The 18,984-nt window shown below is 45.5% G+C and carries 12 protein-coding genes; 9 read left to right on the top strand and 3 right to left on the bottom strand.

Going from position 1 to position 18,984, the window contains the following annotated elements; genetic code table 11:
* Positions 1 to 60: 60 nt before the first annotated feature.
* From BLV50_RS07105 to BLV50_RS33375, 4 genes are read left to right on the top strand one after another with little or no spacing between them, the layout of a single operon-like run.
* Positions 61 to 1,011 carry an ABC transporter permease gene (locus tag BLV50_RS07105; protein ID WP_090806693.1) on the top strand — a complete coding sequence of 317 codons (951 nt, stop codon included), beginning with the start codon at positions 61 to 63 and terminating at the stop codon, positions 1,009 to 1,011.
* A 15-nt stretch (positions 1,012 to 1,026) separates the two neighbouring features.
* Complete coding sequence (locus tag BLV50_RS07100; RefSeq protein ID WP_063563774.1) at positions 1,027 to 1,905, top strand: carbohydrate ABC transporter permease; 879 nt, start codon at positions 1,027 to 1,029, stop codon at positions 1,903 to 1,905.
* A 40-nt stretch (positions 1,906 to 1,945) separates the two neighbouring features.
* Positions 1,946 to 5,890 (top strand): carbohydrate binding domain-containing protein, encoded by a 3,945-nt coding sequence (locus tag BLV50_RS07095; protein WP_256337881.1) that lies wholly within the window; start codon positions 1,946 to 1,948, stop codon positions 5,888 to 5,890.
* Positions 5,874 to 6,410 (top strand): carbohydrate binding domain-containing protein, encoded by a 537-nt coding sequence (locus BLV50_RS33375; protein ID WP_256337880.1) that lies wholly within the window; start codon positions 5,874 to 5,876, stop codon positions 6,408 to 6,410. Before BLV50_RS07095 ends, BLV50_RS33375 begins: the two co-directional genes overlap by 17 nt.
* A gap of 434 nt (positions 6,411 to 6,844) precedes the next feature.
* Here BLV50_RS33375 and BLV50_RS07090 read toward each other — a convergent pair whose 3' ends face one another.
* Positions 6,845 to 7,897: an SDR family oxidoreductase gene (locus BLV50_RS07090; protein WP_063563776.1), complete on the bottom strand. Its 1,053-nt coding sequence runs from the start codon at positions 7,895 to 7,897 to the stop codon at positions 6,845 to 6,847.
* Between the two features lie 164 nt (positions 7,898 to 8,061).
* On the opposite strand from BLV50_RS07090, the gene BLV50_RS07085 reads away from it, so the two are divergent.
* Positions 8,062 to 8,946: a LysR family transcriptional regulator gene (locus tag BLV50_RS07085; RefSeq protein WP_090806691.1), complete on the top strand. Its 885-nt coding sequence runs from the start codon at positions 8,062 to 8,064 to the stop codon at positions 8,944 to 8,946.
* Between the two features lie 979 nt (positions 8,947 to 9,925).
* On the opposite strand, the gene BLV50_RS07075 is transcribed toward BLV50_RS07085, so the two are convergent.
* Positions 9,926 to 10,858, bottom strand: coding sequence for an alpha/beta hydrolase family protein (locus tag BLV50_RS07075; protein ID WP_072733049.1), 933 nt, complete (start codon positions 10,856 to 10,858; stop codon positions 9,926 to 9,928).
* Between the two features lie 316 nt (positions 10,859 to 11,174).
* On the opposite strand from BLV50_RS07075, the gene BLV50_RS07070 reads away from it, so the two are divergent.
* On the top strand, positions 11,175 to 11,804 hold the full coding sequence (locus tag BLV50_RS07070) for a TetR/AcrR family transcriptional regulator (protein ID WP_256337879.1): 630 nt from the start codon (positions 11,175 to 11,177) through the stop codon (positions 11,802 to 11,804).
* 375 nt (positions 11,805 to 12,179) lie between these two features.
* Complete coding sequence (locus BLV50_RS33665) at positions 12,180 to 14,216, top strand: helix-turn-helix domain-containing protein (RefSeq protein ID WP_305367656.1); 2,037 nt, start codon at positions 12,180 to 12,182, stop codon at positions 14,214 to 14,216.
* Positions 14,217 to 14,533: 317 nt separating this feature from the next.
* On the opposite strand, the gene BLV50_RS07060 is transcribed toward BLV50_RS33665, so the two are convergent.
* Positions 14,534 to 15,442, bottom strand: coding sequence for an AraC family transcriptional regulator (locus BLV50_RS07060; protein WP_090806687.1), 909 nt, complete (start codon positions 15,440 to 15,442; stop codon positions 14,534 to 14,536).
* 197 nt (positions 15,443 to 15,639) lie between these two features.
* Here BLV50_RS07060 and BLV50_RS07055 point away from each other — a divergent pair, with 197 nt between their 5' ends.
* Positions 15,640 to 17,166 (top strand): glycoside hydrolase family 43 protein, encoded by a 1,527-nt coding sequence (locus tag BLV50_RS07055; RefSeq protein ID WP_090806686.1) that lies wholly within the window; start codon positions 15,640 to 15,642, stop codon positions 17,164 to 17,166.
* Between the two features lie 77 nt (positions 17,167 to 17,243).
* Positions 17,244 to 18,803, top strand: coding sequence for a glycoside hydrolase family 43 protein (locus BLV50_RS07050; RefSeq protein WP_090806684.1), 1,560 nt, complete (start codon positions 17,244 to 17,246; stop codon positions 18,801 to 18,803).
* The last annotated feature ends 181 nt before the right edge of the window (positions 18,804 to 18,984 follow it).

Raw genomic sequence — 18,984 nt, 5'->3', positions numbered from 1 at the left:
AATATACAAGTTCCTGCGGACTTGTAAAATATAAATTTTTAGAACATGGGGGATGTTGGGGTGAAGGAACATACGATAGAAACGCCGAGCAAGCGGCTGGCCATCAAGGTAAAAAAGCGCTGGAATATACAACGAAACTGGTCCTTGCATATGATGCTCGTTCCGGCGGTTTTGCTGGCCGTAGTATTTCAGTACATACCAATGGGTGGGATTGTTATCGCTTTCCAGGATTTCAAACCCTACCTTGGATTTTCAGAATCCAAATGGGTGGGTTGGGACAATTTTAAATATTTGTTTTTATATCCCGATGTCGGCCAAGTAATCTGGAACACCTTAATCATTGCTTTTTTCAAAATTGTCGCAGGATTGGTCGCACCATTTCTTTTCGCAATCTTGTTAAACGAAGTCCGTTTGGTCGCTTTTAAAAGAGTAAGCCAAACACTCGTTTATCTGCCTCACTTCCTCTCTTGGGTTATCTTGGGCGGGATTTTGCTTGATATCCTTTCTCCGCAAGGAGGCATGGTGAACAGGCTTATTGTTGCACTGGGAGGGGACCCGATATTTTTCCTGGGGGATGGGACGTGGTTTCGCATAACACTTATAATTAGTGACATTTGGAAAGAATTCGGCTTTGGAACAATCGTGTTTTTGGCCTCTCTTGCAGGAATCAATCCCTCACTGTATGAAGCAGCAGAAGTGGATGGAGCCAACCGCTTCAAGCAGACTCTGCATATTACCATTCCTGCGCTGATGCCAATCACCATAGTACTTATGACACTCTCCATCGGAAACATTCTGAATGCGGGATTCGATCAGGTGTTCAACCTGTACAATCCACTTGTTTATGACAAAGGAGACATTATCGATACCTTCGTATATCGACTCGGTATCCTGAACGGCAAGATGAGTTTTGCCACAGCGGTAGGGTTGTTCAAATCCGTGGTTGCAACCATTTTGATTGTTATCTCATACCGACTCGCTTATAAACTGGCTAACTACCGAGTGTTCTAGAGAGGAGAAAAGGGCTTGTATTACAAAACAAAAGGGTATCGAATATTCAGTGTTGCCAATTATATTTTTCTCGGAGTGTTATCGCTGCTCTGCATATTACCTATCATTCATATTTTGGCTGTTTCGTTCAGCAGCATGGCACCGGCCTCTTCGAATCTGGTCAGCTTCTGGCCCATCGGGTTTACGACTGATGCCTATGTGAAGACGTTTGGCAATTCGAACTTTATCAACTCCTTGATGGTCTCGGTCAAACGTACTGTAATTGCTACCATTATCGGGATGGTCATTATGCTGATTACGGCCTTTCCGTTATCAAAGGAAGATATTAGTTTTAAGGGTCGTTCGATGTACACGTGGTTCTTTGTTTTCACGATTTTATTCAGCGGCGGTCTTATACCGAGTTATATTCTGATCCAGAAACTCGGTTTGATGGATACGATCTGGGCGCTTATTCTGCCGGGAGCATTGTCCGTGTGGAATGTCATACTCATGATGAACTTCTTTCGGGGGTTGCCAAAAGAATTGGAGGAGGCGGCCTATCTGGATGGCGCGGGTCATATCAAAACCCTGGTGTTGGTCTACATCCCGCTGTCCCTTCCGGCAATCGCCACACTGTCCTTGTTCACCATGGTGTATCAATGGAACTCCTGGTTCGACGGCATGATCTATATGTCGGATGTTAAAAATTATCCACTAGCTTCGCTGCTTCAGACGATTATCGTGCAACAAGACCTCAGTAAAATCAATGTGGACCCGTCCATGCTGGAGAACGTCTCCCAGCGTACGGTTCGCGCGGCACAGATCTTTATCGGCGCATTGCCTATTTTGCTGGTCTATCCATTTTTGCAACGCTTTTTCGTGAAAGGAATCGTCATTGGGGCAGTGAAAGAATAGCACTGACTGGCAATGACAATACGATGAAGGGGGAATACGATTGAAAAAGGGATTGGCATGTCTCGTAGCAGGAAGCATGATGGTTTCACTGATTTATCCGGCAATTGTCGGGGCAGAAAGCGCACAGCAGCAAGCGGAGGCGAAACATGTGCAGGCGAACAGCCTGCATTCCGCCGCTTATAAGGATCTGACGGGACACTGGGCAGAAACTGCCGTGGCGCGCATGCAAGATCTTGCTTTGACCAGTGGTTATGCGGACGGCACATTTAAGCCTAATGAAATCATCAGCCGGGCCGAGTTTGTGGTGATGCTGGACCGAGTATTCGGATTTGCAGGCGGTCCACGATCAGCATCTTTTTCGGACGTTTATGAAGAGGACTGGTACTATGATGCATTAACGCGGGCAAATGGTTCGGGAATCATCCAGGGAACGGATGCAGCGCACCTGTCACCGCAACGACCGATCACCCGGCAAGACGCTGCTGTCATGGCGGATCGTGCGTTTCAGCTATCGACAGGCAAGGAAGATGAACGAGTAGTGTCAAGTTTTAAAGATGAGACAGATGTAGCAGGGTATGCCAGAAAAGCACTCAGTTATTTTATCAGTGAGAAAATTGTAAACGGATACAGTGGTAAACTTACTCCGCAGTCGAACATTACGCGAGCAGAAGCAGCAATGTTATTGTCCTCTATGATTGGGGATGTTATAAGCGCTCCGGGCACGTATGAATCCAAGGTCGAGGGTAATTTAATCGTTCGGTCTGCCGACGCGACGTTAAAGAACACAACCGTAAACGGTAACTTGTTACTAACTGAAGGCATTGGTGATGGTACCGTGGCGCTGGATGGTGTGACCGTCACCGGAAGCGTAATCGTGAAAGGCGGCGGAAGCCACTCTATCCTTATCCGCAACTCCAAACTGAAGCGCGTCGTGGTCGACAATGCTTCCGTTCCAGTACACCTGGAGATTGCAGGAGGCAGTCAAGTTGAAGAGATGCTTGTCTTGCGTAAAGCAACGGTTGAACTTTCTTCCGACACCATCGTCGATGCGCTTACGATTTTGGACAAAGCTCGGCACACCCGCATTAATACAAAAGGCAAGATCAAGCTGCTGAAGGTGGATGCAACGGACGTACTCGTTAACGGAAAAAAAATCACTCCAGGGCAGCACACGATGATGACGCCTGAAATTGAGCAGACTGTGCCATCCAAACCATCAACGCCCGTCAATGGGTCGAATGATCCGATATCGTCGATACCGAGCGGACAGACGCCATCCGTTCCCGGAAATCCAGCAGGTGAAAAGCCGATTCCTGCAACGACAATTCCGAATGAACAATGGGAACTGGTTTGGAACGACGAATTCAGCGGGTCTTCCGTGGATGCTTCCAAATGGATCGTTGAGGATACCGGGCTCGTCTACAACAACGAATTGCAGTATTACAGCCCGAACAATACACGCGTCGTCAAGGATGGCGAACGAAACGTGTTGCAAATCGAGGCAAAACGGGAGTCGAAGAGCGGCAAAGAGTATACCTCGGGCAAATTGATGACGATGGGGAAAGGCGACTGGACATATGGCAAAGTGGTTGTGCGCGCCAAACTTCCTGTACAGAAAGGCATGTGGCCCGCAATCTGGATGATGCCTACGGATGAAGCTCATTACGGAGGATGGCCGTCATCCGGAGAGATCGACATCATGGAGTTGATCGGCGGCAAAGAGGCCGAACACGAAGTATACAGCACACTCCACTATGATGCCGTGAAGGCTGACGGTTCACACGGTCATGATCAAGGGAAGTTTACATTGCCCGAAGGCAAGTCCTTTGCAGACGAATATCATGATTTTCAGGTAGAGTGGCTACCAGGTTTGATTCGCTTCTACGTTGACGGGAAACTGCATCATCAGGTGAATAACTGGCAGACGACAGCTGCGGGCCAGCCGGAGAGTTACACCTTCCCAGCACCGTTCGATCGTCCGTTCTATCTGATCCTGAACTTGGCGGTAGGCGGAGACTGGCCGGGATCACCAGAAAGCGAGTTTGTCTCAGAAAAGATGAATGTGGATTTCGTCCGGGTGTATTCGTACAAAAACCTGAACGAATGGCCGGACGTAACATCGAATCCGATCGAGCCTGAACGACAACGCGAACCTCAAGCGGATGGCAACCAGATCTATAATGAACGCTTTGCCGAAGGTTTGGGTGCTGATGGTGTGCCGAACCAATGGAAATTCATCACGAATGCCAGCGGGGCTGGTAAGGTAGAGGTCGTTGAGGATGAACAGAAAGGTAAAGCTGCGAAAGTTACGATCACGCAGGCAGGAACCGAAAATTATTCCGTGCAACTAACGCAAATGCCGATCTACGTGAAGAAAAATAAAAAATATAAGGTGCAGTTTGATGCCAAGGTATCTGCAAACCGGGTGATACGATCCAAAGTGACTCAGTTTGAAAAAAGCTGGACGAACTATTCCGGTGAAAAATCTTTCTCCTTAACTACGGATTGGAACCCGTACGAATACACCTTCAACATGCGGGATAGTACGGACAACAATGCCAGATTCGAATTCAATTTAGGACTGAGTGACGCTTCCGTGACTGTGTCCAATGTCAGACTGATCGAAATTGGCGAAGCAGATCCACTGCCGATAGAACGAAAAGCGCTACCGGATGGCAATTACGTCTTCAACGGCACGTTTGATCAAGGCAAAAACCGTTTGGGATTCTGGTCCACTCAGACCCATTCGGGTGCGGAAGCCCAGGTCTCCGTAAACAACTTCTTGAAATTCCCGATCATGGAAAGACAACTCGTGGTTGATGTTGCGCAAACCAATGGCCGGCCGGATCAAGTAGTTGTGGTTCAGCCGGATATGAAACTGGAAGCAGGCACGACCTATGGTTTCTCGTTCGACGCCAAGTCCGATGCGCCTCGCACAATGGACATCGACATGACCAGCAGCGATGGTCATGTCGTACAGGTTCATCAAGGACAGCAGATCCGGCTTGGGCAAGAGATGAAGAACTACACCGGTGAGATTGTGATCGGAGAGGGTACAGCTACAGCAATGTCCGAACTTCGTCTATTATTCGGCAGTTCCACGGGCAAGGTCTATGTAGACAATGTTCGCCTTACGAAACGTGGTAAACCTGTAACGATTCATGGGTACACGCACATTCCTGCAGTAGATGCCTGGATGATGCAAGGGTTACAAATAGAAAACTCCGATGAAGGGGGCAAACATGTCAGCTACATGGATGAAGGAGACTTGCTGCAATACAAGATCGATGTGACGAACGAAGGAGTTTACGCTTTCTCCACGCGGTTAGCCAGTGCTAAGAGTGATTCAAAAGTTCGCTTCAGCGTCAAGGATGAACAAGGGACGACGATTGCAAGCGCCGATCTTCTTCTTGGAGACACGGGGGGCTGGCAAACTTACAAAACTGTGTATTTACCACCGGTTTCGCTGAAAGCGGGAAGCCAGTATTACGTAAATTTTGAAGGCAATGAGTACAATACACACTGGCTTGACATTTCACAGAATAAGTTAAAGAATGGCGAGCTGGCAGCAGATCGAACCTATTGGGAACTGACTCCTGCCGACCTCACGGCTTCGCATGAAGGTCAAACTGGTATCCGCATTGCCTTGCCAGTGACAACCGGAAATTGGTGGGATGCGTTATTGCAGCAAGGCCAACTTGCGCTGGATGCCGGAAAGACATACCGGCTGAGCTTCGAGGCTTCCGTATCCGATCCAAAATCAATGCAGGCCGTGATCTCGCAGAGCGGCGGAGAATTCGCCAAGTATATGGAAGAAACGGTGGAACTGACTGAGGAGAAGCAGCAGTATGCGTATACATTTACGATGGGAGGCACTTCCGATTCAGAGGCCGTGCTGGCCTTTGGATTGGGATATCCGTTGTCTAAACCGCATGACGTGTTGATCCAAAACGTGACCTTATTTGAAGGTGAATCCAGGCGCTGATCAGGGCGGACAGCTGGTGTCTGTCAATCTGATTCCGAACGGCGACTTTGCTAAAGGAAGCGAAGGCTGGTTCACGTACGTAGACGGCAATCCTGCAAATCTAGCAATTAGTGTTGCGAATCAACAGTTGCTAGCTCGAATCGCCCAAGTAGGGAGCAATCCATGGGATCGACAGGTCATTAATGAAGGGTTTGGCGTTCAGCAAGGTTATATCTACAAACTTACCTTCAAAGCCAAAGCGGATAAGGCGCGAAAAATGGGCTTGGGCATCGGCTGGGTCGACGTTCCCGCCAAATATGCTTGGCACGGTTTTTTTGGAGAGCGAGTGGACCTGTCCACTGATGAACAAGAGTATTCCTATAAGTTCGAAGCCTCCGAACCAAGCTATGCGAATACTCGAATTGTTTTTGACATGGGCAACATTTCCGGGACGGAAGACAGTGATACGACAATTACATTGTCTGATGTCACCCTGATCAACTTGAGCCAACCAAATAACCCAATGCCTACCATAGAGTAATGCTTGGATGCTTTCCCCAAAGAATATATTTGTTCGCAAAAAAAGAATCCGGGTGCACCTGGATTCTTTTTTTGCGGCCTAAGCGCGGACGCCGTAGCCCGTGTTGACGGGATCGAGTGAGGCATATATCCATCAAAGTAGCCCACTTGACTGGAGGAGTGTTGAATGGAGATTATTCAGAGCTAAAGACAGTAAACCAATGTATAAACATTTCTTAGAAGGCCTTCAAAGGATGGGAGGGAAATTTAACCTCCGACAATTTCAACCACTTCTCGTGTAAATTTCTCCGGCTAGTTAAAGGCAATGACGGCAAATGCCGCAATATCAATCGATGAAATCATTTGAAAAGCGGTATCGGCATCTACAATTTCCGGAATCAGCAATTGGTCGCCCTCAAAACACTCGAATTTGTATTGTAATATGAAATACTAAGTTTAGGGAATGAGTTTTTGTTTTTTTAGTTCATCCATAACAGCAAATAATTCTTTTTCTGTATCCATCACTTCATGAAAACCGAATTGCTTAATTTTTGTAGTATCTGAAATAACATCATAGTCGCATCCAAATACAAAATCACCAAATGGCCAAGCAGCAACTTTTTCATATGGAGTTTGCAGCAAATCATATTTGTTAACCATACTGACCCAAGTTTCTTTTTGTAAAGGCATTAGCTCTGTCAAAGAAATCGTCTGTATCGGGCCAGCGTCTATTTTAAAGTACTGAGCTAATTTTGGCCAAAGGTCTTCCCAGCGGAAAAGGTCTCCGTTTGTGATATTGAAAACTTCAAGTGCAGTATGTTTTTGAAGGGCTGCCCATTCAGAAGCTCGCGCAAGAAGAGAAGCATCTGTAAATTGGACTAGTGCTTTATAAGCATTTTCTTTACCTGGGAAGCGAAGTGGAAGGGCTAACTCTTTGGAAATTGATGCATATACGCCAAGAACCATGGCAATACTCATTGGATTACCAATGGATACACCAGCAACGACATCAGGGCGTAGAATCGTCCAAGTCCAACTCTTTCCTTTTTGGTGAGTTCGTAAAAAATCCTCCTGGTTATAATAAAAGTTTGGAGGAAGATGCCTTGGATCATTTTCTTTCGCAGGCGTCTTAAATTTCCCGAGATGGACCCCATATACTTTTGCACCCTGCATCAAAATAACTCGGTCCAATGAATTCGAGGTCTCCTCAACAGCTTTCACGACATTAGCCAGCATACTTGTATTCACATCAAGCTGTTCTTGAGATTGTGCAGGGAAATCTTGATATGCAGCATAAAAGATATGAGTGATGCCTCGGATTTGTTCCAGTTTATTCCTAAGCAATTCAGGATTTAATAAATCCAGACTTACATAACGTTCAGGGTTCTTTTTGGGGATATTTCTTGCAACACCGATTGCATCCCATTCGTCCAATATACTTAAATGATCAAGAATATAGCTTCCAATAATACCAGTTGCACCTACGACAAGAGCCTTGTATTTAGTCATTCTCAATCCTCCTTAATGGTTATGAAGCTATCATAGGTCACCAAATTCCATAAATCAAATTATGAAATTTCATTATTATTATAAATAATTTTATAATAATATGTTTGTATGATGTATGTTGGTAACATATTATTGACTCTTAAGTACATCGGAGGAATGTTTTAATGCTCGATTTTGAGTGGTACAGAAGTTTTATTGCCATATACAAACATAGCTCTGTCTCCGAAGCGGCGAAGGCACGGATTATGACTCAACCAGCCATGAGTCAACATTTAGCTGCACTGGAAGCTGAAACTGGAGAACCATTGTTTAAGCGGACTGCACGGAAAATGATTCCAACCGAACGAGGAAAAGAATTGTATTCACAAGTTGCCCCACTTATTGAGGCCTTAGAACAAGCAACCATGGGACTTAAATCAACCTCACTGCCGACGATGAACGTTGTGAAAATAGGGTCTGCCCCAGAAATGTATAGCGAAATCATTCTTCGTAATCTATCCGAGTATGAAGTAAGTACTGTAGCCTATTTTGGGGATGCAGAGCAATGTTTAGAGCTTCTGAAAGAAGACCGGGTAGATGTGATTATCACCTCGAAGAAATTCCTGGCTCCAGGAATTGAATACACCAGGCTTTTAGAAGAACAATTTGTTTTAGTTGCCCCGAATTCTTTGGATGTACCTGTAAGTAATGAGTTAATAATTCGAGAAGAATGGCTTTTGAAACAGCAATGGATCAGTTACGGATTGGAGTTACCTATTATACGCAGATATTGGCGAGAACACTTCAGGAATCGTCCCTTAATTAAACCTGTTCATATCATTCCAAATGTTCATATGATATTAAGAGTTATTGTAGATGGGGCGGGCATCAGTCTTATTCCAACTTATATTTTGAATCAACAACAGCCTAATTCCATGGTTAAGGTTGTTTTCGGAGATATGATTGTAAAGAATGAAATATTTTTGGGCTATAAATTGAAACATAAACATGAGTACGATTTAAATGACTTTATAAAGAAGATCCGTGAGCAAGTGAATACCTTGAAATAGTCTCATACATGTTTTCATTAATCTTAGGATCAGGACTTAGATGTTACGAAAGTGCAAATTCTGGGTGGAAAGAAAGCTAAACGTATGATGGTTTGAACCTGACGGGTTTATAGATTGGCAGAGAGCTCCAAATACTTATCATACAAATAGATGAACAACTGTTGGAAAGTACGCATATTCTAAAGCTGCTACGAAGGAGTTTGGAAAACCCTGAAAAATACAAAACGCAAGCGCATTAAATTGGGAGATCTATATGCCATACCTCTGCCAAATGGTAAATTTGCATTTGGAAGAAGATTTAAAGATGCAAGTATAGCCATCTATAACTATATGGGAAACACCTTTGAGGATAAGCGCAGCAAGAGAATTATCAATTTATTGTTGGGGCTTATGATGATGTTCTAAAATGAGGTGATTGGCCTGTAGTAGAAAACCGACCATTTGTTAATGAAGAAGAGGCTTGGCCACCTCCTGCATGTGTCATTGATCAACTTACAGGTGAGTATTCAATTTATTACAAGGGTGAGATTAAACCTGCTGACATAAAAGAATGCGAAGGATTAGAGATCGCAGCTGTTTGGGAATCACAACATATTATTGATAGGATAATGGGGGATAATACATGGCATAAGGATCCCTTTAAATAAGCTAATTCTAAAATAGGCTTACGACGGATTCCCAGTATTTCTACCTGGGAATCCGTCGTTTAAATTTAGATTTGATAATTTAGTGGACCATTCATCGGATAAGAACCAGGTCCGATTCCTGATTAGATCGATAAATAATGAAGGATATACAGTTAGAACCTTTATTAAGTACCATAACATATGAAAATGTTCATATTGTTGTGGAACAACAAACACGATAAGAGATAAATACGGATGGCTAGGTATTTAAAAAGCGAAATATTGACACTGGAACTAGCTCTCCATTCCCAGTGAGAGGTGGGTAAAGGAGCGTATCTAGCTCTTGTGAAAGTTTACTTGGATTCAATTCGACCGATTGGATTTGGATCTTCTGACAAAGTCTTTTGAACTGCCGACCAGCTGTCATGTTCAATATCCAGCGCATGACAAAGATAAGCCCATGAGACCAGCTGAATTAAGGCGACATGTTCTGGATTTTCATCTGTTGTTTCCGTAACCTCATAACCTGGGATTCCGCCAAGTGAGTGTTCTGCACCGAATAAGGTGAGCAGGCTCTCGGCTCCTGGGCTCAGGAAGTAGGGGTCGGACATCCATTCCGGGCCGCGGACGGTCAACTGATACTTTTGCGGGGTATAGTCCTGGTCCCCGACGATCACAAGCGTGGGCGTGGTCATGTGCGTGAAGCTCACGTTCAAGTGCGGCATATTCTCGGTCGCGAACGGTGTCAGGTTGTCGCCACCTTGTCCAGCGGTGGCGAACAGCACGCCCGCTTTGATGCGTGAGTCGGACAGGTCCACGTCCTTCTTAGTTTCTGGGTCGAGGACTCGCAATCCCAAAAGATTTCCTGCCGTTTGGCCGCCGAAGGAATGTCCGGCTGCTGCTATTCGGCTTCGGTCAGTGCGTCCACTGAGGCCTGGTACGGCAGATTCAATAAGGTCTAAATTATCGAGGATTCGCTTCATGTCCTCGACTCGGTAACGCCAAATCCGTGGTTTACGGGGATCGTCATGAGTAAGGCCAACAGTTCTCGAATCGAGGAACGTAGGTTGAATGACCACGAAACCGTGAGCAGCCCAGAAGTCGGTCAAAGGGCTATAGCCGTCAAGCGAAGATCCGTTACCGTGTGCGAAAAGAATAATTGGCAAATTGCCTCCAGTTGTTGGGGCGGATATTTTCACTAACAAATCCTCACCACGACCTGGGGCTTTTAGTGCTATCGACTTCACAGAGACGATGGTAGAGGGAGCGCTCATATTGATTTTCATATTAAATATCCCTTCCTTTCTCTTTAAACAATTAATATTTATGAGTTCGCCTATGTTCTGCTATAGTAGAACGTAAGTGGAACGTTGTTCCTATTATATACGGAACGAAGTTCCACTTGCAAGATATTTATTAAACTTATAACATCCACAGTATTTTAGATTACATTGGATTATGTAATGAGTGGATTCTACAGGCCCTGTTTCAATGTCCAATTTGAATATGGAATACTCTTTTGTTTGAAGCTATGATTATGTCTTGTTAATATGAAGAATAGGACAGTAGCTAAATTCCATTGACGTAATGTAGAATTAACTTATGGGGGATATAACTTATATGAACGACAAAACGGAAGATCGCAGTGAAGGATTGGAGCCTCGTCAGCAGACAGTTCGAAGCGTGCGTGCCGATGCACAACGCAACATTAATGCTTTGCTCCAGTCAGCAATGACAGTGTTCGCAACCTCGGGGGTAGACGCTCCAGTTCGTGAGATTGCGGATAAGGCTGGCGTAGGGGTTGGAACTGTTTACCGTCATTTTCCACAACGTTCAGACTTAATTGAAGCTGTTTTTCGTCAGGAGATCGATGCTTGTGCAGATGCTGCAGTAGACTTAGCTGATAAATATAAACCTGTTGAGGCACTGGAGCGATGGCTGTTGCGTTACTTGGAGTTCATAGCAACTAAACGAGGACTCGCTGCAGCTCTACATTCTAGCGATCCGGCATACGAAACCTTACCTATTTGCTTTGTAGAGGAATTAAGTCCAGCTCTAAAGACTTTGATTGAAACAGCAACAGCTGCAGATGAAGTACGTGCCAAGATTACACCAGATGAATTGTTGTGGGCGGTAGCAAGCCTAAGTACGGCAGTAGACAACGATGATATAGAGCATGCAAAAAATATTGTTTCTCTGCTTGTAGATGGGTTGCGTTACCGTGCTCTCTGAAGGGGATATCGAGAGATTCGGTATGTAGTAAAATAAAAATTACGCATGGTACCAGCTCCATTACCTAAGCACTTAGGGGGATGTTGATAAACTCAATATGTCGAGAGACATGAGCAATGCCCTGTAAAGCCGCTATTTTAGTGGCTTTTTTATTATAAGGAATCAAGTTCTTTTCCCATTTTGTTTACATTGAAAAAGAACCTTGGCGGCAAACTGGCATCGGTACTCTACCGACGTCAGTTTTTTTAGTTTCCGTTGCCTGCTCCCCCAATATCACTTAATGATGATATACTTACCTCATGAATAATGATATTGATAATCAATATCAATCAATGGTTGATATATAGAAAAAGTGTGATGAGGGAGCGCGGATAGATGCAAGAAGAAGCAGAAGCAAGCCAGGTATTTACACCGGAGATGATCGATACGATGGCCCGTATTTGGACACGTTCGATCATTACATTAATAGATGTACGCTTTCAGAATGTAGCGTCCCAAACCCCTTTGGAGCAGTACAAAATGCCTAGCAGCATGTTTATCTATGCATATGGAGGAGAAGCGCAAATTCAACTGAATGAAACCACATTTGCAATGGAACGCTTCGGTTTAGTTCACGGCGGGAAAGGGAGCCTGCTCAGTATTTCGCCAAAAGGGGAGATTGTGAAGACCTTTATGGTGTTTTATAAAGCAGAATCACCTCTTTTTTTCAAGAGGCACCTGCAGCAATTACTGGAGGAAGTGAATCCATTCGTTCAACAGTTTGGTTATACACCAAGTAATCCTATCTTGCTACTCGATTGGTTTCAACAGTTGATGAATGGTTGGAACCGCGGCAAGGCGATGGATCAGCTGCAGGCCAAAAGTTTTCTATATCAATTGGTTCATGGGGTATACAGAGATTTTGAGAGTGGTGAGATTCGGTATCTCCAGCCAGATCCAGCCTGTTCTACCAAGATATATCTCGATAAACATTACATGCAGCCGATTATGTTTCAAGAAATTGCCGATATGTTTGGGATCAGTGGTGGGCAATTGACGCGGCTGTTCAAAAAGAAGGAAGGGATGAGCTTACAGGAGTACCTCATTCAGAAAAGGATTGAAGCTGCCTGTCAGGAATTGAAGCATACAGAAGCAACCATTAAAGAGATTGCAACAGGAACTGGTTTTACAGATGAGAAAAATCTGTTTCGGATGTTTAAGAAGTATTACAAGATGACACCAAGTGATTATCGGAAAATAAACGCACTATCCATGCAGGTTGATGGTATTGATAATGATTCTCATTTTCTTTACTATGAGAGGGAACTAGCGGGTCTAGTCCAGTCTTATAGAGAAGGGGAATCAACTATGTTTGGAAAAGTAAGAAGTAAAGAAATGATCTTGGCGGCGGCGATGAGTTTGATGTTTTTATTGTCGGCATGTGCGTCGGGAACGCCATCGAATAACGGGGGGACGGTGAATCCAATCCCTGCGCAGACACAACAGACAACACAATCGGAAGTATCGGATACGAAAGCTTCAGAAGCAGTTTCGCAGACGAGAACGATATCCACAGTAAAGGGTGACGTTAAGGTGCCTAACAACCCTCAGCGTGTTGTAGTCGATTATTTGGTTGGCGATGTAGTGGCTCTAGGTGTAACTCCACTAGGTGTGGCGAGAGCGGCAAGGGACGGGAAAGAGGCTGTTTTTGCTAACCAGATTACAGACTCCATTAAAGTAGCTATGGAGCCGGAAGATGTCATGACTCTTGAGCCTGATCTGATCATTTTAGCATGGGGCGATGAAAATTATGAAGATTTATCCAAAATTGCCCCGACAATTTATGTCCCTTATGGTGATATGACTACAGAAGAACAGGCGGGATCGATTCGAGTGGATGGCATCGATATTCGTGATGTGACGCTTTCCAGCCTGCGTAACAATATTTCAATGGTGCTGCAGGATACGTTCCTGTTTGATGGCTCGGTGTATGACAATATTGCTTATGGATGGAAGGGCGCGACACGGAAAGATGTGATTGCCGCAGCTAAAGCAGCTAAAGCGCATGAATTTATATCTCAGATGGAGCAAGGCTACGATACGGTAATTGGTGAACGCGGTGTGCGTTTGTCTGGAGGGCAGAAACAGCGCCTTTCGATAGCACGGGCGATTCTGCGCAATGCACCGATCCTCATTCTGGATGAAGCCACATCGGCGCTTGATACCAAGACCGAGCAAGAGATCCAACAGGCACTGGATGAAATATCGAAGGATCGCACAACACTGGTGATTGCCCATCGGCTATCGACGGTCCGTCATGCCGACCAGATCGTTGTGCTGGAGGGTACAGAGATTGCCGAGATGGGTACGCATGAGGAACTGCTGCATAGCGGAGGTATTTATGCACGATTGTATGCGACACAAGCCTCTTGAACGTAACCAATACAAACAAGACTAAACAGGAGAAGGACAGGACGACGATGACTGAATTATAAATTCTAACGATTGTGGGCGGCGGTCCGGTCCTGCAGGAATGTACGCTGCATTTTATAGGGGAATGCACGATATGAAGGTTGGTACAAGTTCGTGTCCCGGCCAAGGAGAAGAACTTGTACCGATTGCCTGAATGGACAAGAACATAATCCGATTACCGATTAGGCATGTATCTAAACGATTTTCGCCTCTTAATTCGTTAATCTAATGGGTAGGATTGCTCAATGTTGTTGATGAATACTCTTCATTGCAGGGGTTTATTTTTGACCATCCTTTGCCGGGTTTAATGCTGCATAGTGTGCAAAGGATGGATCAGGAATATTTTGTGCTTGTCTGCTATATTTGCCCGGAGAGACTCCGGTAATTTTGGTGAAGGTTCGAATAAAATTGGCATAATCGCGAAACCCCGATTGGAAGCAGGCATCCGTAATGCTCACCCCGCCGGATAGGTAATATCTCGCCAATTCAATACGACGGTTCAAGATGTAAGAGCGGATCGTTAGTCCGGTATGCTTTTTAAACTGGCGGCTGATATACGTGCTGTTCATATAAAATGCCTCGGCAAGCTTATGAAGCGTAATCTCCTGGGAAATGTGCGCTTCAATATAATCCATTGTTTTACGTACCATCTCTGGCATGATATCGATTGGTATAGAGGACTTATTGTGGAACGAATTGTTAATGAGAACCAACAACTGTGCAATGACTGCATTGGTTTTAACATCCGTTCCATATACATTTGAATCAAGCAATTCCTCCAGTTCGCTAGTTAAATGCAAAATCAGCTTCATATGGTAATCATCTAAGTGAACGATGTTTTGTTGTCCCTTTGGACGATGATCAAAACATGCGGATAGATTGGTTGATAGAGTCGACAACTGACAAAGATATGTTTTTTTTAGATTAATAGTAATTCGTTCATATTCGGTTCCATCCAAAATAAAGGCGCGATGCATTTCCTCCGGAGACATAATAAGCAAATCCCCCGGCTCCAGATGATAACATCGGTTCTCCACATAAAAGTTGACATTGCCGCGAATAAAAAGGTAGATCTCGTATGCATCATGTCGATGATAGATTGTTTCCAATGGATACGTAGTTACGCGATGAAGATATAAAAGCTCGGACTGGATGGGATCGTAAAAATATTCAGTGGATCCGTTCATATAGCACCTCCTTGTCCTTTCGCGCAATAAATAGAGCGGAATACGCAATGAAAATGTAATCAGCTTTACCTTAAACTGTAATCAACCTAACATGCTGCATCTGCTATTGCAAGCGTTTCCCTGCATTTTAGGCCTGGATCTGGCAAATCGCAGAGCGGCGATAAGATGTATATCAAACTCAAATGGAGGAACGACTGATGAACTACAATTCTGCTTCAAATGCGAGGGAACAAACGGAACAGAATCATGCATCTATAGCTGCTGTGAAGATCAGTAAGGCCATAGGAAAACTTCCACCAAATAAAAATCCTTTGGTTGCTCATAAATTTGGAGCCGATCCGTATGCTCTGGTGTTCGAGGGGCGTGTCTATCTGTACATGACGAGTGATAAGCTGGAATATGATTCTGAGGGCAATCCGCAGAAAAACAGTTTCCACTCGATCAACCGCATAACAGTCATCTCTTCAGACGACTTGGTTAACTGGACAGATCATGGTGAGATTCATGTGGCAGGGCCCCAAGGCGCAGCCACATGGGCCACTCAATCCTGGGCACCAGCCGCTGCCCATCAGATTATTGACGGGCAGGATCGATTCTTCCTTTATTTTTCAAACAATGCCAGCGGCATCGGCGTATTGTCAGCCCCGAGTCCGGTCGGGCCCTGGACAGATCCTATTGGAAAAGCGCTCATTACCAGAGAGACTCCGGGTGTTGAGGATGTGACGTGGCTGTTCGATCCGGCCGTGCTGGTAGATGATGATCACAGAGCTTATATCTATTTTGGGGGTGGTATACCGGAAGGGAGAGCAGATAGGCCGGATACCGCAAGAGTTATGCCATTGGGTGAAGATATGACCAGTGTGGTGGGCCGGGCGAGGGTTATCCCTGCTCCGTACATGTTTGAGGATGCGGGGATTCATAAATTTAACAATATCTATTATTTTACCTACTGCTCTAACTTTGACGAGGGTATTCGTCCAGAGGGCAGTCCGCCACCCGGCGAGATTGCTTACATGACGAGCAGCCAGCCCATGGGTCCATGGACGTACAGAGGAACGGTCCTGCGAAATCCGGGTCACTTTTTTGGCGTTGGCGGCAACAACCATCATGCCATATTTCAATTTGCGGATCACTGGTATATTGCTTATCACGCCCAGACGTTATCACAGGCGATGGAGGTTCCTGATGGTTATCGTTCGACACATCTGAACCAGATTAGCTTCAACGAAGCAGATGGTCGTATGAACGAGGTGGACGCAGATTATGAAGGTGTTGAACAGATCAAGCTGTTCAATCCTTATCAGAGGGTAGCTGCTGCCACAATGGGATGGAGCGCAGGGGTGAAGACGGAGCGATTAAGTACATCAAAGCCTACGGCTGGTGCCGATTCTGAGGTTGTTGTTACCGAGATGGAAAGAGGCAGCTGGATTGCGTTATCGAAGGTTGATTTTGGCAATGAAGGGGCAGCATGCTTTACAGCTGCAATCTCCAATGAAGGCGCGGAGGCGGTGCTGGAGCTTCATCTGGATCGTCCGGACGGACTGCTGATTGGGCAGCTTGAGATTCCGGCATCGGGTGGATCACCTGAATCGGGCATATCACCTCGATGGAAAGAGCATTCAACCGGGATTACTGATGCACAGGGAGTTCATGACATCTATATGGTGGTTGGGGGAGCATTGGGCAAGCAAGGCTTCAGTATTAGGGAATGGAGTTTTGAATAAGCAAGGAACTAGACTTGGGCCTAATATATCTGCTGAGATTGTGTGGCCAATAAAGCTAGAAAGGAAGAATGGCCAACATGCATGCAAATCCAATTATTTGGGCCGATTATCCCGATCTAGATGTGATTCGGGTTGAAGACACGTATTATATGGTCAGCACAACCATGCATATGATGCCAGGCTGCGTCATCCTGCGTTCCTATGACCTGATCCATTGGGAAGTGGCTACGCATGTGTACGACAGACTTGACGATACACCCGCGCAGCGGCTGGAGCAAGGCAGGCAGATTTACAGCAAAGGCATGTGGGCAGCGTCGCTTCGATATCACAAGCATAAGTTCTATGTCATTTTTGTGGCAAACGATACCCATAAGACATATTTGTACACGGCCGATACGATCTCGGGTCCATGGGCCAAGCAGTATGTGGAAGGCTTTTATCATGATTGCTCCCTGTTTTTCGACGAAGATGACCGAATTTACCTGGTCCATGGTAATGCCGAAATTCATTTGACCGAGTTAAGCTCTGATCTGTCCGGCCCCAAGCCCGGTGGAGTGCTGCGCATGATCGTAAAAGAAAAAGAGCCTTATTTCCTCGGTTACGAGGGGGCCCATTTTTACAAAATTAATGGAAAATACTATGTGTTTCTGATTCATATTTCACAAGCTACCGGCCGAAGAACACAGGCGTGTTACATGGCGGATTCCCTGGAAGACGAATTTGTTGGCGGAAAAGTGTTTAACGACGATATGGGTTATTTTAATTCAGGTGTAGCCCAGGGCGGAATCGTGGATACACCGGATGGCGACTGGTACGCCATGCTGTTTCAGGATCACGGGGCGGTTGGCCGCATCCCTGTGCTGGTTCCGCTTCACTTTGAGAACGATATCCCGGTGTTCCCCACGGAAGCGCCAAAAGAGATCGTTGTGCCGAGTACGAGACCGGATCACGTCTACAAACCTCTGATTGGCAGCGATGACTTTCACTATGAAGCGAATGCAGAAGGAAAGGTACGGCTCAAGGATGTCTGGCAATGGAATCACACTCCGAATGATGCGCTCTGGTCGGTAACCGACCAGCCTGGGGTGTATCGGATTCAAACCGCACACATCAGCCCCAATCTGACCTTTGCGGTTAATACGCTGACGCAGCGTGCAATGGGCCCTGCCTGTGAAGCAATCGTTACGCTGGATGGCAGCAGGCTGGAGGATGGTGATTATGCAGGCTTGTGTTTCCTGATCGGTACATACGGTTTAATTGCGCTGACGAAGACTGAAGGGCAATTTTACCTGGTCATGCTGGCAAGAAACAGCGAGGACTCATCGATATTTGGCAATCTGGTTGATACGGAGCCTGCCACCGAGTATGCCAGGATACCTGTTTCAGGATCCGTAGTTACGCTCAAGGCTTTTGGCAACTTCGTGAATAATCAGGACGACTGTACGTTCTCCTATCTGGAGGGGACAGAGTGGAAGCCGCTTGGCATTTCCCACAAAATGATTTATAAGCTGGATCATTTTATGGGCTGCCGGATCGGGTTGTTTTTATATTCGACGAGAGTGACCGGGGGCAGCGCTGATTTTTCGAATTTTAAATATGATGTGATCGTGTCGGAGGACGAGAACAAACTTGCATAGAAGTCGCCGAGCCGGCGGCTTTTTTTATAATATCAGAAAGGTTAAAATTCCTGATGTTGCCAAAAAACGTTGTCCATTACAGACGAATGGGGGTGCATGATGTGCGTATTTCTGCTTTAACCAAAACAAAGTGGGTTGTCATTCTGTTGCTCAGTGCATGTATACCAACAGACCATACGAG

The sequence above is a fragment of the Paenibacillus sp. 276b genome (genome assembly GCF_900107875.1).
GTDB classification, from domain to species: domain Bacteria; phylum Bacillota; class Bacilli; order Paenibacillales; family Paenibacillaceae; genus Paenibacillus; species Paenibacillus marchantiae.
Note: the sequence above shows the minus strand (reverse complement) of the source record. Positions and strands in the feature narration are given on the sequence as shown.

Excerpts from the sequence above, each read along its gene's own strand:
- BLV50_RS07090 (WP_063563776.1), bottom strand. The coding sequence starts at position 7,897 with ATGACTAAATACAAGGCTCTTGTCGTAGGTGCAACTGGTATTATTGGA.
- BLV50_RS07085 (WP_090806691.1), top strand. The coding sequence starts at position 8,062 with ATGCTCGATTTTGAGTGGTACAGAAGTTTTATTGCCATATACAAACAT.
- BLV50_RS07075 (WP_072733049.1), bottom strand. The coding sequence starts at position 10,858 with ATGAAAATCAATATGAGCGCTCCCTCTACCATCGTCTCTGTGAAGTCG.
- BLV50_RS07070 (WP_256337879.1), top strand. The coding sequence starts at position 11,175 with ATGGGGGATATAACTTATATGAACGACAAAACGGAAGATCGCAGTGAA.
- BLV50_RS33665 (WP_305367656.1), top strand. The coding sequence starts at position 12,180 with ATGCAAGAAGAAGCAGAAGCAAGCCAGGTATTTACACCGGAGATGATC.
- BLV50_RS07060 (WP_090806687.1), bottom strand. The coding sequence starts at position 15,442 with ATGAACGGATCCACTGAATATTTTTACGATCCCATCCAGTCCGAGCTT.
- BLV50_RS07055 (WP_090806686.1), top strand. The coding sequence starts at position 15,640 with ATGAACTACAATTCTGCTTCAAATGCGAGGGAACAAACGGAACAGAAT.
- BLV50_RS07050 (WP_090806684.1), top strand. The coding sequence starts at position 17,244 with ATGCATGCAAATCCAATTATTTGGGCCGATTATCCCGATCTAGATGTG.